Annotated in this window: 14 protein-coding genes; all 14 read left to right on the top strand. The window is 68.6% G+C overall.

Features of this window, described 5'->3' with window-relative positions; all coding sequences use genetic code 11:
• Positions 1–56 precede the first annotated feature (56 nt).
• The 14 genes from FOJ82_RS15720 to FOJ82_RS15660 all read left to right on the top strand — a co-directional run bounded on the left by FOJ82_RS15720 (position 57) and on the right by FOJ82_RS15660 (position 13,468).
• Positions 57–1,004, top strand: coding sequence for a helix-turn-helix transcriptional regulator (locus tag FOJ82_RS15720; protein ID WP_143939446.1), 948 nt, complete (start codon positions 57–59; stop codon positions 1,002–1,004).
• Entirely contained in the window at positions 1,004–1,972 is a 969-nt protein-coding gene (locus FOJ82_RS15715; protein ID WP_185975852.1) for a helix-turn-helix transcriptional regulator, read from the top strand. The genes FOJ82_RS15720 and FOJ82_RS15715 overlap by 1 nt, the downstream gene beginning before the upstream one ends.
• 10 nt (positions 1,973–1,982) lie before the next feature.
• The gene (locus FOJ82_RS16365) at positions 1,983–2,186 is read left to right on the top strand and encodes a hypothetical protein (protein ID WP_185975851.1); all 204 of its coding nucleotides are present in this window, start codon (positions 1,983–1,985) and stop codon (positions 2,184–2,186) included.
• Between the two features lie 34 nt (positions 2,187–2,220).
• On the top strand, positions 2,221–2,535 hold the full coding sequence (gene tatA, locus FOJ82_RS16360) for a twin-arginine translocase TatA/TatE family subunit (RefSeq protein WP_185975850.1): 315 nt from the start codon (positions 2,221–2,223) through the stop codon (positions 2,533–2,535).
• A 2-nt stretch (positions 2,536–2,537) separates the two neighbouring features.
• Positions 2,538–3,410 (top strand): twin-arginine translocase subunit TatC, encoded by an 873-nt coding sequence (gene tatC / locus FOJ82_RS15705; RefSeq protein WP_143939443.1) that lies wholly within the window; start codon positions 2,538–2,540, stop codon positions 3,408–3,410.
• Positions 3,407–4,324: a diacylglycerol/lipid kinase family protein gene (locus FOJ82_RS15700; protein ID WP_185975849.1), complete on the top strand. Its 918-nt coding sequence runs from the start codon at positions 3,407–3,409 to the stop codon at positions 4,322–4,324. Before tatC ends, FOJ82_RS15700 begins: the two co-directional genes overlap by 4 nt.
• 46 nt (positions 4,325–4,370) lie before the next feature.
• Positions 4,371–7,106, top strand: a complete 2,736-nt coding sequence (locus tag FOJ82_RS15695; protein ID WP_143939466.1) for a DEAD/DEAH box helicase — start codon at positions 4,371–4,373, stop codon at positions 7,104–7,106.
• A 363-nt stretch (positions 7,107–7,469) separates the two neighbouring features.
• Positions 7,470–8,246, top strand: a complete 777-nt coding sequence (hisF, locus tag FOJ82_RS15690; protein WP_143939442.1) for an imidazole glycerol phosphate synthase subunit HisF — start codon at positions 7,470–7,472, stop codon at positions 8,244–8,246.
• Positions 8,243–8,653 (top strand): HIT family protein, encoded by a 411-nt coding sequence (locus FOJ82_RS15685; protein WP_143939441.1) that lies wholly within the window; start codon positions 8,243–8,245, stop codon positions 8,651–8,653. Before hisF ends, FOJ82_RS15685 begins: the two co-directional genes overlap by 4 nt.
• A gap of 101 nt (positions 8,654–8,754) precedes the next feature.
• Positions 8,755–9,267 carry an aromatic ring-opening dioxygenase LigA gene (locus tag FOJ82_RS15680; RefSeq protein ID WP_221933201.1) on the top strand — a complete coding sequence of 171 codons (513 nt, stop codon included), beginning with the start codon at positions 8,755–8,757 and terminating at the stop codon, positions 9,265–9,267.
• A gap of 243 nt (positions 9,268–9,510) precedes the next feature.
• Positions 9,511–11,253, top strand: coding sequence for an acetolactate synthase large subunit (locus FOJ82_RS15675; RefSeq protein ID WP_143939440.1), 1,743 nt, complete (start codon positions 9,511–9,513; stop codon positions 11,251–11,253).
• Positions 11,250–11,756 carry an acetolactate synthase small subunit gene (gene ilvN, locus FOJ82_RS15670; protein ID WP_143939439.1) on the top strand — a complete coding sequence of 169 codons (507 nt, stop codon included), beginning with the start codon at positions 11,250–11,252 and terminating at the stop codon, positions 11,754–11,756. Before FOJ82_RS15675 ends, ilvN begins: the two co-directional genes overlap by 4 nt.
• Before the next feature lie 43 nt (positions 11,757–11,799).
• Entirely contained in the window at positions 11,800–12,828 is a 1,029-nt protein-coding gene (gene ilvC / locus FOJ82_RS15665; protein ID WP_143939438.1) for a ketol-acid reductoisomerase, read from the top strand.
• Positions 12,829–12,949: 121 nt separating this feature from the next.
• Positions 12,950–13,468 (top strand): NfeD family protein, encoded by a 519-nt coding sequence (locus tag FOJ82_RS15660; RefSeq protein ID WP_143939437.1) that lies wholly within the window; start codon positions 12,950–12,952, stop codon positions 13,466–13,468.
• Positions 13,469–13,499 lie beyond the last annotated feature (31 nt).

Raw genomic sequence — 13,499 nt, 5'->3', positions numbered from 1 at the left:
TGTGGCCCGGGTCCAGACCACGGTGCGGTAGCCTGCGCGGCAGGAAGGGGTGTTCAGTGAGGAAGGCCAAGTCAGAGCGGTTGATCAACCTGCTCATCCTGTTGCTGCATTCGCGCGGCTACGTGACCCGCACGCAGATCCGGGACACCATCGAGGGCTACGCGGACCAGAGCGACCAGGCCTTCGAGCGCATGTTCGAGCGGGACAAGGACGAACTGAGAGCAGCAGGGGTACCGATCGTCACCGGCTCGAACCACCCGGACTCCGACGAGCACGACGGCTACCGGGTGCTGCGCTCCGAGTTCGAGCTGCCGCCCGTGGAGTTCACCCCCGAGGAACTGGCGGTGCTCGGTGCGGCCAACTCGGTGTGGCAGGAGAGCATCGCGGCGCAGCGCACCACCGAGGCGCTCGAGACCCTCCGGGCCGCCGGGGCGGACCCGGACCCCTACCGGCTGGACACCCTGCGCCCGCGGATCCCCGCCGAGCCCGGGTTCGACGAACTCCTGCGCGCCCTGCACGAGCGTCGCCTGGTGACCTTCGGATACCGGGACGAGCAACGGCGCGTGCAGCCCTGGCGGCTGCAGCAGCGCGGCGGCCGCTGGTTCCTGCTGGCCTTCGACCTGGACCGCGACGCCCCGCGCCACTTCAAGCTCGCCCGTTTCACGGGTGCTGTCACGCCCATCGGGAAGCCGGGTGCGTTCGAGCTCCCGGGCGCCGACGAGATGGACCGGCTCCTCCGCGGCGACGTCCCCGACGAGACCGCGACGGCTGTCGTCGCCCTGCGGGACGGGACCGGCGGGGACCTGAGGCGCAGCGCCGAGCCCCTGGCCTGGGACGGCCCCCTGCCGGAGGGGTTCAGGGCCTTCGGCGTGAGCCGGCCCCGCCCGGGCCTCATCGTCGACGAGGTGTGCGCGCTCGGCGCCGACGCCGTCCTGCTCGAACCCCTGCAGCTCCGGGCACGGGTCGTGGCTCGACTCAACGACGTCGTGGAGAGGTGGGGATGATGGCCAACGCATCCCAGTTGGAACGGCTCCTGAACCTGATCCCTTACCTGCAGACGCGCGAGCACGCCGAGGTCTCCGAGGTGGCTCGACACTTCGGCGTGACCGCGAAGCAGGTACTCGCCGACCTCGAGGTGCTGCAGTTCTGCGGGTTGCCCGAGGGCTACTACGACGACCTGTTCCACGTCGACCTCGAGGGAGCGCGCGAGGACGGGTTCATCTCGTTCAGGAACGCGGAGGTCCTCACCCGGCCGCGCAGGCTCCGGATCGACGAGGCCTCGAGCCTGATGTTGGCGCTGGAGGCGTTGCTGGAGATCTCGGGAGGCGAGGATCCCCACGCCCGCAGCGCACTCGCCAAGCTCCGAGGGGTGCTGGGGGACGTGGATCCCGCCGTCTCCGTGGACGTCGCGGGCGGGCTCCCCGAGCACCGCGAGGCACTGCGCCGTGCCATCGACGAGCACCGGGTGGTGGAGATCACCTACACCGCGCAACGCAGCGGCCCGCACCGTGTCGAGGTGGAGCCCGTGCTGCTGCGCGTCGTCGACGGTGCCACGTACCTGGAGGGCTGGAGCCGGGTCCGGGACGGCTGGCGCTCCTACCGCCTGGACCGGATGGACGACGTCTCGCCCACCAGCGAGCAGTTCGAGCCCAGGGCGGACCCGCCGTCGGCCGAGACCACCTGGTTCAATGACGCCGACCAGCTGACCCTGGGGCTGGATCCGCGCGCCGCGTGGGTGCTGGAGTACTTCCCGGTCACCTTCAGTGAGCGATCCGAGGATCACATTTGGGTAACTTTCCCGGTCGGGTCCCGGGAGTGGGCTACCGGGCTCCTGCTGCGCCTGGGCGCGCAGGTGAGGGAGGTCTCCGACGGCGATCTCGCGGCCGCCGCGGCGCGCGAGGCCGCCGCCGCCCTCGACCTGTACGAGATGGTCGGTGGGACCGATGCGGGCGATCCGCCCTCGTCCGGGTAGCATTCGTCGCGTGATCTGGGTCTACGTTTTCCTGGGCATCGGCCTGGCAGGACTGGTAACCGCGATCTCCTATGCCGTGTGGCTCGCCCACAAGGCCTCCGACCTGTACAGCGAGGTACGAATGCTGGGGCGGAGGGCCGAGGAGGCGGGCGAACTGTTGGCGCGCATCGAGCTGCCCGCGGAACGCACGACTACACTCGATGGAGCAAGCTAGCCCGGGCTACAACCCGGGGAAAGAAGGATTTGAAATGCCTGGTGGATGGGAATGGCTCATCATCCTGGCCATTGCGCTGCTGTTGTTCGGTGGTTCGCGTCTGGCCGGACTCGGCAAGGGCGTCGGTCGCTCTATCCGTGAGTTCAAAGAAGAGGTCAAGACCGACGAGGTCGAGGCGAAGAAGGACCCCGAGGTCGTCGACGCCGAGATCGTGCAGCAGCAGCCCGCACCGCGTCAGGACCCCGCGCAGATCGACAACCGCAGCCTGGACCTCGAGGCCCGTGAGCGCGAGCTCGCAGCCCGCGAGGAGGAACTGCGTCGTCAGCGCGAGGCCGAGACCGGAATCTGACGATGGCCACAACCGCCACCGAGCCCGAGGCACAGAAGCGTCGGCTCGGTTGGCTGCGCCCTCCCAAGATGGAGGAGGGCGGCACGATGGCACTGATGGACCACCTGAAGGAGGTCCGCTACCGCGTGACGATCAGCGCGGTAGCCATCGTCCTGACCTCTCTCGGATCGATCTTCTTCTACCGGGAACTGGTCCAGTTCATCATGCAGCCGTACTACACGGCAGAGGCGCAGGTGCGGGCCGCAAACCCTGCTGCCGAGCTGATGATCACGAACGATGGTGTCATCGCGCCTTTCACGCTGGCTGTCATCGCCTGCGTCATGTCGGGGCTCGTGCTCGCCTGCCCGGTCTGGATGTACCAGATCTGGGCCTTCGTGGCGCCGGGCCTGGTCTCGCAGGAGAAGAAGTACGCCCTCGGGTTTCTGGGGGCAGCCATCCCCTTGTTCCTCCTGGGATGCGCTGTTGGATACGTCGTGTGGCCCAAGGGCATCGCCGTGATGCTGGGGTTCACACCCGAGAACATGGACATCGTCAACCTCCTGGAGATGACGGCGTTCCTCTCGATGGAGATCAAGATCATCTTGGTTTTCGGTATCTCGTTCCTGCTGCCGGTGATCCTCGTCGCCCTGAACATCGCAGGCGTCGTCAAGGGCTACCAGCTCGGTCGGGCTCGCCGGTTCGTGATCTTCGGCACGTTCGTCTTCGCCGCGGTGGCGACTCCTTCCACGGATCCCTTCTCGATGTTGGCTCTGTCGCTGCCGATGACGATTCTGTACTTCTTGGCTGAGATCATCTGTCGGATCCTCGACAAGAAGAAGGGCATCACGGAAGAAACCGCCTCCGAGTTCGCAGTCGATGTCGAGGACGGTAAGTGACGCGGGAGCTGGCGAAGCCCCGCCTCTACACGGTGATCGTCAACGAGCGCTCCGGTGGCGGCAGGGCCGGCCGGCAGCTGCAGAAGGTGGTGCGCCACCTGCACGACCACCTTCCCACCGCGGAGCTGCACATCGTCCGCTCGGAGTCCTTCCAGGACGCCGAGCGGTCCTGCCGCGCGGCCGCCAACGCCTGCCGTGACGGCGACGCCGTCGTCGTGATGGGCGGCGACGGCATGGCCCATCTCGGACTCAACGCCTGCGCCGACACGGAGGCCACTCTCGGGATCATCCCCGCCGGCACCGGTAACGACTTCGCCCGCGGCATCGGTCTGCCCAAGTCGGTGGAGCAGTGCGTCGGGGTGATCGCCGCTGGACGCACCCGCCGCGTGGACCTGTCCAAGGTCTCGAACGCCACCTACGCCGAGCGTTACGTCGGAGCCGTCGTCTCGAGTGGCTACGACGCCCGCGTCAACCGGGCCACCAACGACATCCACCTACGCTTCGGCCCCCTCAGCTACGGCTACATCGCCCTGCGCGAACTGCGGGACTTCTCCCCGCTGCACTACCGGCTCACCATCGACGGCGAGGAGCGCAAGCTGGAGGCGATGCTCGTTGCCGTGTGCAACACCGGGATGTTCGGGGGCGGCATGAAGATCTCCCCGGAGGCCGACCCCACCGACGGGTTGCTGGACGTCACCATCGTCCACCCCACCAGCCGCGCCACCCTGCTGCGGCTCCTGCCCATGATGTACACCGGCGGCTTCACTAAGAACCCCGCCGTCGAGCAGTTCCGCGCCCGGACTGTCGAGATCGCGGGCGACGACCTGTTCGTGATGGGTGACGGTGAGGAACTCGGATCGGTGCCGGCCACCGTCAGCGCGGAGGCTGACGCGCTTCGCATCTTCGTGCCCTGAGCGCTGCTACGTTGTTGGAGTGAGTGACGACGTACCCTCGGCCGCCCTGGACCAACGAGTCGTCGAGTTCGCGGACAGCTACGAATTCGGCCTCGACGAGTACCAGCTGGACGGCTGCCAGGCCCTCGCCGACGGTGGGGGAGTCCTCGTGGCGGCCCCGACAGGGGCTGGCAAGACCGTCATCGGCGAGTTCGCGGTGTTCCTGGCGGTGCAGGAGTCCCGCAAATGCTTCTACACCACCCCGATCAAGGCGCTGTCCAACCAGAAGTACCACGACCTGGTGGAGTCCTACGGGGCGGAACGGGTCGGTCTCCTGACGGGCGACTCGTCGGTGAACCCCGACGCGCAGATAGTGGTCATGACCACCGAGGTGCTGCGCAACATGATCTACGCCAACTCCCCGACCCTGTCCAACCTCGGCTACGTCGTCATGGACGAGGTCCACTACCTCGCCGACAGGTTCCGAGGCGCAGTGTGGGAGGAGGTCATCCTCGGCCTCGACGACTCGGTCGCGATCGTGGCACTGTCGGCGACGGTGAGCAACGTCGAGAGCTTCGGCGAGTGGTTGCGCACCGTGCGCGGCGAGTTCTCGGTGGTGGTCTCGGAACGCAGGCCCGTCCCGCTGTTCCAGCACGTGATGGTCGGCGACAAGCTCCTGGACCTCTTCGACGGCGTGGCTCCCACCGCCCAGGAGCTGCCGTCCGAGCGCATGGCCCGGGTGAACAAGGAACTGCTGCAGGTCAGCAAGTCCGAGGCGTTCCGGGTCCGCGACGACTCCCGAAGGCCGCGCGGGCGGTCTGGGCGCGGCAAGTCCCGGCACGGCCGCGGTTCCGGCAGCTTCGGTGACGCCACCCACCCCAGGTTCGCCACCAGGCCGATCCGGCGGGCGGACATGGCGCGTGTGCTGGCGCGGGCGAAGCTGCTGCCGGCGATCTGTTTCATCTTCTCCCGCGTCGGCTGCGACGCCGCGGTCGGCCAGGTGATGGGCTCCGGCGTGGTCCTGACCAGCCGGGTGGAGGCGCGCGCGCTCGGGGAGATCGCCGACCGGCACGTCGCCGGCCTCTCGTTCGAGGACCTGGAGGCGCTGCGCTACGAGGACTTCCGCCAGGCGTTCTGCGCCGGCGTCGCCGCCCACCACGCGGGCCAGCTCCCCGCCTTCAAGGCGATCGTCGAGGAGGGTTTCGTCACCGGTGCCCTGAAGCTGGTCTTCGCCACCGAGACGCTCGCCCTCGGCATCAACATGCCCGCGCGCACCGTCGTGCTCGAGAAGCTCGTCAAGTACAACGGCGAGGCCCACGTCGACATCACCCCCGGCGAGTACACCCAGCTCACGGGACGCGCGGGGCGGCGGGGGATCGACACCCGTGGGCACGCCGTCGTGCTGTGGCAGTCGGGAATGGACCCCAGGGCCGTGGCAGGCCTGGCCTCGCGGCGGACGTACCCGCTGAAGTCCAGCTTCGCGCCCACCTACAACATGGCGGTGAACCTCACCTCGATCCTCGGCCGCTCCGACGCGCGCGAGATCCTGAACCAGAGCTTCGCCCAGTTCCAGACCGACAAGTCCGTCGTCGAGGCGACGCGGTCCGGCCGGCAGGTCACGGAGGACCTGACCGACGCCCGGCAGGCCATCGAGTGCCACCTGGGCGACTTCATGACCTACGCGGCCATCAGGGAGGAGATCTCACAGCTCGAGAACTCCTCGGCGAAGGAGCGTCGCGCACAGTGGAAGAGCGACGTGGAGTCCGCCATGCGCCGGTTGGTGCCGGGCGACGTCATCCACGTCCCACGCCAGGGCTGGTGCGTCGTGCTGGCTGCCAGCAACAAGGAGGCCGGGGCGCAGGTGATCTCGGCGGACCACACGGTCCTGCGGATCCGACCGCACGACCTCGTGGCCGTCCCGGAGCCCGTCACGAGGATCCGGGTCCCGCGGAGCTTCAGCCTTTCCGACCGCAAGTCCCGGCGAAACCTGCTGGAGTCGATGTCCGACCGGCTTGTCTCCGTGGATCCCGAGGAGCCGCAGCCGCAGCCCAACCAGACCGACGAGGAACAGGCTCGTCGCATCAGCGAGCTCCGCAAGGAGTTGCGGGCCCACCCCTGCCACGAGTGCGAGGACAGGGAGACCCACGCCGTCGCGGCCGCCAAGGTCATCCGGCTGGAGCGGGAGGTCGCGCGGCAGCACGCGAAGCTCGCCGGCCGGACGAACTCGCTGGCCTTCCAGTTCGACGCCGTGTGCGGGGTGCTGTCCGAGCTGGGCTACCTCGACGGCGACGAACTGACCGACGCCGGCCGGATGCTGCGACGCATCTACAACGAGCTCGACCTCGTCGCCGCCGAGTGCGTCCGCAGGGACGTCTTCCACGGCCTCGACGCCCCGCAGCTGGCGGCGGTGCTGTCAACGCTGCTGTACGAGTCCCGCCCCAGCAGGGACGCCCCGACCCCGCGCATGCCCGACGCCGACAGCGAGCGTGCGCAGTCCGAGCTGAGGCAGGTGTGGCTGGAGGTGGGGCGCCTCGAGCGGCAGCACCGCCTCGACCGCGGCCGTGAGCCGGACATCGGGTTCGCGGAGGTGGCGTGGCGCTGGGCCAGTGGCCAGGAACTCGCCAAGGTGCTGCGCGAGGGCCAGCTGTCGGCCGGTGACTTCGTGCGCTGGGTGCGCCAGGTCATCGACTTCGCCGGGCAGCTCGCCAACGCCGTCGGTCCCGGCGACCTGCGCCGGACCTGCCGCGAGGTCGTCAACTCGATGCGCCGCGGGGTCGTGGACGCCGACATCGACGAGGACTGACACGCAAGGGGCTCCGCCCCTTGGACCCCGACACAAGGGGCTCCGCCCCTTGGACCCCGACACAAGGGGCTCCGCCCCCGACACAAGGGGCTCCGCCCCCGACACAAGGGGCTCCGCCCCTTGGACCCCGACACAAGGGGCTCCGCCCCCGACACAAGGGGCTCCGCCCCCGACACAAGGGGCTCCGCCCCCGACACAAGGGGCTCCGCCCCCGACACAAGGGGCTCCGCCCCTTGGACCCCGACACAAGGGGCTCCGCCCCTTGGACCCGGGAGCCACGAGCTCGCTTCGCTCGCGCGACCTTCTGTTCCGACGAACCAAGCTCGCTCCGCTCGCGGTTCGTCGGTTCCGTAGGATGGGCCCATGTCTGTTGCACTTCGCGTGATCCCCTGCCTCGACGTCCACGACGGACGAGTCGTCAAGGGCGTGAACTTCCAGAATCTCCGCGACGCCGGGGACCCCGTCGAGCTGGCCGCCAGCTACTCCGCCGCCGGCGCCGACGAGCTCTGTTTCCTCGACATCTCCGCCTCGTCGGAGGGGCGCGCCACCACCAGGGACATGGTCCAGCGCTGCGCTGAGACGGTGTTCATCCCGCTGACAGTCGGCGGGGGAGTGCGCGCCGTCGAGGATGTCGACTCGCTGCTGCGCTGCGGTGCGGACAAGGCCGGCATCAACACCGGTGCGCTCGCCCGGCCAGGCGTCATCGACGAGATCGCCGCCCGCTTCGGCAACCAGGTGCTGGTGCTGTCCCTCGACGCGAGGCGGGAGCCGGGCATGCCGTCCGGGTTCGGCGTCACCACGCACGGCGGTCGCAAGTCGGCCGGGCGCGATGCCGTCGAGTGGGCGCGGGAGGCTGTGGACCGCGGGGTGGGCGAGGTCCTCCTCAACTCCATGGACGCCGACGGCACCACCGACGGGTTCGACCTCGAGATGCTCCGGGCCGTCCGCAAGGTGGTCGACGTGCCCCTGATCGCCTCCGGAGGGGCGGGGACCGCCCAGCACTTCGTCGAGGCCGCCGACGCCGGCGCCGACGCCGTGCTGGCGGCCTCAGTCTTCCACTACCGCACGCTCACCGTGGCCCAGGTCAAGGAGGCCCTCCGGGCCGGCGGCCACACCGTTCGCGAAGGAGTTGTCGCATGACCGAGTCCGACTGCCTGTTCTGCAGAATCGTCTCCGGCGAGATCCCGTCGAAGCAGATCCACTCCGACGACGCCTCCGTCACGTTCCTGGACATCTCGCCCTGGCAGGAGGGCCACGCCCTGGTCATCCCGCGAAGGCACGTGGCCGACGCCCTCGCCGACGAATCGGTGCTGGCCGAGCTCGCCCCGGCAGTGGTGGCCGTCGGGAACCTCCTGAAGGAGAGGCTGGGCGCCAGCGCCTGCAACATCCTCACCAATGCCGGTGCGGACTCCGGCCAGGAGGTCTTCCACGCCCACGTGCACGTCATCCCGCGCTACGCGGACAACCCCGGCATCGCCAACCTGCGGGGCCCGGTTGAGTCCGACCTGGACGAGGTGCACGCCCGGATCACCGGGAAAGGTCGATAAACCGACCCCGGTGTGAGCCGCTGCGGGGCACCTGCGTAGCCTTCTGGATGTCGAGTTCTCCGGGGGACAGGTCCCCGGAAGACACATACTAAGGAGCAGGTATGAAGACCACGAAGATCGTGGGTGTGCTGTCCATCATCGCTGGCTTTGTCATGGCAATCGCCGGCATCGCCACTTACGTCACAGTCAGCCAGCAGCTGGCCTCCGAGAACATCACCGTCCCCGGCGACGCCGCCTTCCTGGCCGGCGACAAGGTCGACGGCCCCTTCTCGGCGTTCGCCCAGGCAGACATCATCAACAAGCACGCGCTGGCCGCTTCCGAGGGCAAGACCTACGCCGAGCTCGGCAGCCTCGCCGGCGAGGCGCGTGAGGCCGGGGACGAGGAGCTGGCCCAGACCTACACCGAGCAGCGCGCCACCGTCATGAACGCCTCGTTCCTGCGGGCCTCGCTGTTCACCTCCGTCGTCGCCTTCGGCGTCGCCGCACTGGTGATCGGCCTGGGCATCCTGTTCGGCCTCATCGGCTGGGCGCTGACCTCCGTCGCAGGCAGTCGGGCCGTCACCGTCCCGGCGCGGGACAACCTCGGCGATCGGGAGAAGGTCGCAGTCTCCTGACAACCGAGAACCGCTTCATCTGGACGGACCGCACCCCTCGGGGCGCGGTCCGTCTCAGTATTCAGAACAACAGTGACCGAGTCCTTGACACTGCGCGGCCGGTGCGCAATTGTGGCTGCGTGACCACCAGCCTGATCGTAGCCAGCTAAGCGTTTCGCATACGCCGAAACGCTCCCTCGAGTGCCCTCGTGGCGCCGGGGGTTTTTTGTTGGGCAGGATTGGGCGACAACCGAAGGGAGTGCAATGTCGCATAAGGACGACCGCATGCTGACGGGCGCACAGGCGCTCGTCGAATCACTCGAGCGGGTCGGTGTGGACGTAGCCTTCGGCATTCCCGGTGGCGCCATCCTGCCCGCCTACGACCCCCTCTTCGACTCCTCGATCCGCCACATCCTCGTGCGCCACGAGCAGGGCGCGGGCCATGCCGCCGAGGGCTACGCGATGGCCAGTGGCCGGGTCGGCGTCTGCATCGCCACCTCCGGCCCCGGCGCCACCAACCTGGTGACGCCCATCGGCAACGCCTACATGGATTCCACGCCGCTGGTGGCCATCACAGGGCAGGTGAACTCCAACTCCATCGGGACCGACGCGTTCCAGGAGGCGGACATCCGCGGCATCGTGATGCCCATCACGAAGCACAGCTTCCTGATCAAGCGCACCGAGGACATCCCGCTGGCGATCCGCGAGGCCTTCCACATCGCGGCGACGGGCCGGCCCGGCCCGGTGCTCGTCGACATTGCGAAGGACGCGCTGGTCAACACCGCGCCCTTCATGTGGCCCGAAGAGCTCGACCTGCCCGGGTACAAGCCCACCACGAAGCCGCACGTCAGGCAGATCCGCGCGGCGGCCAAGCTGATCTCGGCCTCGAAGCGCCCTGTCCTCTACGTCGGTGGCGGCGTGATGAGCGCCCGTGCCTCGAAGGAACTCGCCGAACTGGTCGAGTTGACCCGTATCCCGGTGGTCACCACCCTGATGGCCAGGGGGGTGCTCCCGGACAGCCACGAGCTGAACATGGGCATGCCGGGCATGCACGGCACGGTCGCGGCCGTCGGTGCGCTGCAGAAGGCTGACCTGCTGGTCGCCGTCGGCACCCGCTTCGACGACAGGGTCACCGGCAGGCTGGACACCTTCGCGCCACACGCGAAGGTCATCCATGCCGACGTCGACCCCGCGGAGATCGGCAAGAACAAGCCGGTCGACGTGCCGATCGTCGGCGACGCCAAGGAGACCCTGCGCCTGCTGGCGGAGGCCATGGCGGACCTGCCGGCGCCGGACGCCGACCCGTGGCGCAAGCAGCTGGTGGGCATGAAGACTCGCTACCAGCCGACCTGGGACGAGGCCCCCGACGGGCGGCTCTCGCCCCAGGAGGTCATCCAGCGCATCGGGCAGCTCAGCCCCGACGACGCCATCTACGTCGCCGGGGTCGGGCAGCACCAGATGTGGGCCGCGCACTTCCTGCCGCACGAGCAGCCCTCGAAGTGGCTCAACTCGGGCGGCTCGGGAACCATGGGCTTCTGCGTCCCCGCAGCCATGGGTGCCAAGGTCGCCGAACCCGACCGGATGGTGTGGGGAATCGACGGTGACGGCTGTTTCCAGATGACCAACCAGGAACTGGTCACCTGCGCCCTGAACAACATCCCGATCAAGATCGCGATCATCAACAACCACTCGCTCGGCATGGTGCGCCAGTGGCAGACCCTGTTCTACAACGAGCGGTACTCCAACACCGACCTGCAGACCGAGTCCATCCCCAACTTCCCGATGCTCGCCGAGGCGATGGGATGCGTCGGGCTGCGCGCCACGAACGAGGAGGAGATGGAGGCCGCGATCAAGCAGGCCCTCGAGATCAACGACCGTCCCGTCGTCGTGGAGTTCGTCGTCCACAAGGACGCGATGGTCTGGCCGATGGTCGCCGCGGGCACCAGCAACGACGAGATCCAGGTGGCCCGTGACATGGCCCCCGACTGGGAAGAGGAAATCCTGTGACCACGCACACGCTCAGCGTCCTCGTCTCCAACCGGCCCGGGGTCCTGACCCGGATCGCCGCGCTGTTCTCGCGTCGCGGCTACAACATCGAGTCCCTCGCGGTCGGTCCCACCGAGCGCCCCGAGGTGTCGCGGATGACCATCGCAGCCCAGGTGGAGGACGAGGCCGCGCTGGAGCAGATCGTCAAGCAGCTCAACAAGCTGATCGAGGTCCGCAAGGTGCTCGAGCTCGGCCCCAACACCGTCAATCGCGAGATGGTGCTGGTCAAGGTGAAGGCCGACGTCAACAGCCGCAGCCAGATCATCGACGTCGTCTCCCTGTTCCGGGGCAAGGCCGTCGACGTCAGCCCCGAGTCCATCACCATCGAGGCCACCGGTGCGCCCGACAAGCTCGCGGCGCTGCTGGAGATGCTCTCCCCCCACGGCATCCAGGAACTCGTCCAGTCCGGGCAGGTGGCACTCGGCCGCGGCGCCCGAACCATGGCCGAGACCAAGTCCAAATAAGATTCCCAACGAGACCCCTCAACACTGAAGGAAAGACAAGCAAATGGCAGAGATGTTCTACGATTCCGACGCCGACCTCTCGATCATCCAGGGTCGCCAGGTCGCCGTCATCGGCTACGGCTCGCAGGGGCACGCCCACGCGCTCAGCCTGCGTGACTCCGGCGTCGACGTCCGCGTCGGCCTGCGCCCCGGCTCCAAGTCCGCCGCCAAGGCCGAGGCAGAGGGCCTGCGCGTGCTCCCCGTGGCCGAGGCCGTGGAGGAGGCGGACCTGATCATGATCCTGGCTCCCGACCAGGTGCAGCGGAAGGTCTACGCCGAGGACATCGAGCCCAACCTCGCGCCCGGTGACGCCCTCTTCTTCGCCCACGGCTTCAACATCCGCTTCGGCTACATCAAGGCCCCCGAGGGCGTCGACGTGTGCATGGTCGCACCCAAGGGCCCCGGACACCTGGTGCGTCGCGAGTACGCCGAGGGTCGCGGCGTCCCCGCGATCATCGCCGTCGAGGTCGACGCCACCGGCAACGCCTGGCCGCTGGCCCTCAGCTACGCCAAGGCCATCGGCGCGCTGCGCGCCGGCGGGATCAAGACCACCTTCACCGAGGAGACCGAGACCGACCTGTTCGGCGAGCAGGCCGTGCTCTGCGGCGGCGCCTCCGCGCTCGTGCAGGCCGGGTTCGAGACCCTCGTCGAGGCCGGCTACCAGCCCGAGGTCGCATACTTCGAGTGCCTGCACGAGCTCAAGCTCATCGTCGACCTGATGTACGAGGGCGGCATTGCCAAGCAGCGCTGGAGCGTCTCCGACACCGCCGAGTTCGGCGACTACGTCTCCGGTCCGCGCGTCATCGACGAGCGGGTCAAGGCCAACATGAAGGACGTCCTCACCGACATCCAGAACGGTGCCTTCGCGCAGCGCTTCATCGACGACCAGGACGCCGGTGCACCCGAGTTCAAGAAGTTCCGCGAGGCCGGCGAGGCCCACCCGATCGAGGCCACCGGGCGCGAGCTCCGCAAGCTGATGAGCTGGGTCAAGGGCTCCGACGACGACTACGTCGAGGGCTCGGCCGCACGCTGACCCCACGACGAGGGCCCCGGGACGCGACACAGCGTCCCGGGGCCCTTGCCATGTGCGGGTCGGGCGGGCCCGGCGAACCCCTCGGACGCTAGACTGGTGGGACAACATCGGGGGTGTACGAGTGGCGCTGTTTCTGACGATCGGGATCATCGGGATCGTGGTGGTCCTGGCCGCACTCCTCCTCGGTGACCTGATCGAGGGCCTGATCAACGTCGACGCCTTCGGCGGTGACCTCTTCTCGCTGGCCGGCCTGGCCGCCTTCACCGGGGCGTTCGGCTTCGGGGGCTACATCTCCATGGCGCTGGTCGACGTCACCTGGCTTGCAGTCGTCGTCGGGCTGCTGGCCGGAGGAGTGGCCTTCTGGGGCGCCACGGCGTTCACCCGCTGGCTGAAGCGCAGCGAGGCCGCTGCCTCGTTCCACTCCGACAAGCTGATCGGCTCCACCGCGAAGGTGATCACCGACATCCCGGCCGGCGGGTACGGCGAGGTCCGCATCTACGGCAGCGGCGGTTCCCGCAAGCGCGCCGCCCGGGCCGGCACCGCCATCGCCTCGGGGACAGAGGTCTGGGTCTCCGGGATCCTCTCGCCCACGGCAGTGGAGGTCACTGCCACCCATGAACTTCCGGCCCAGCCGGAATGAACCCGACGGGTTCAAGGATCCAGCACCAACG

It is taken from the genome of Tessaracoccus rhinocerotis (assembly GCF_007197885.1).
In the GTDB taxonomy this organism is placed as follows: Bacteria; Actinomycetota; Actinomycetes; order Propionibacteriales; family Propionibacteriaceae; genus Arachnia; species Arachnia rhinocerotis.
This window is presented reverse-complemented; position numbering and strand designations above follow the sequence as displayed.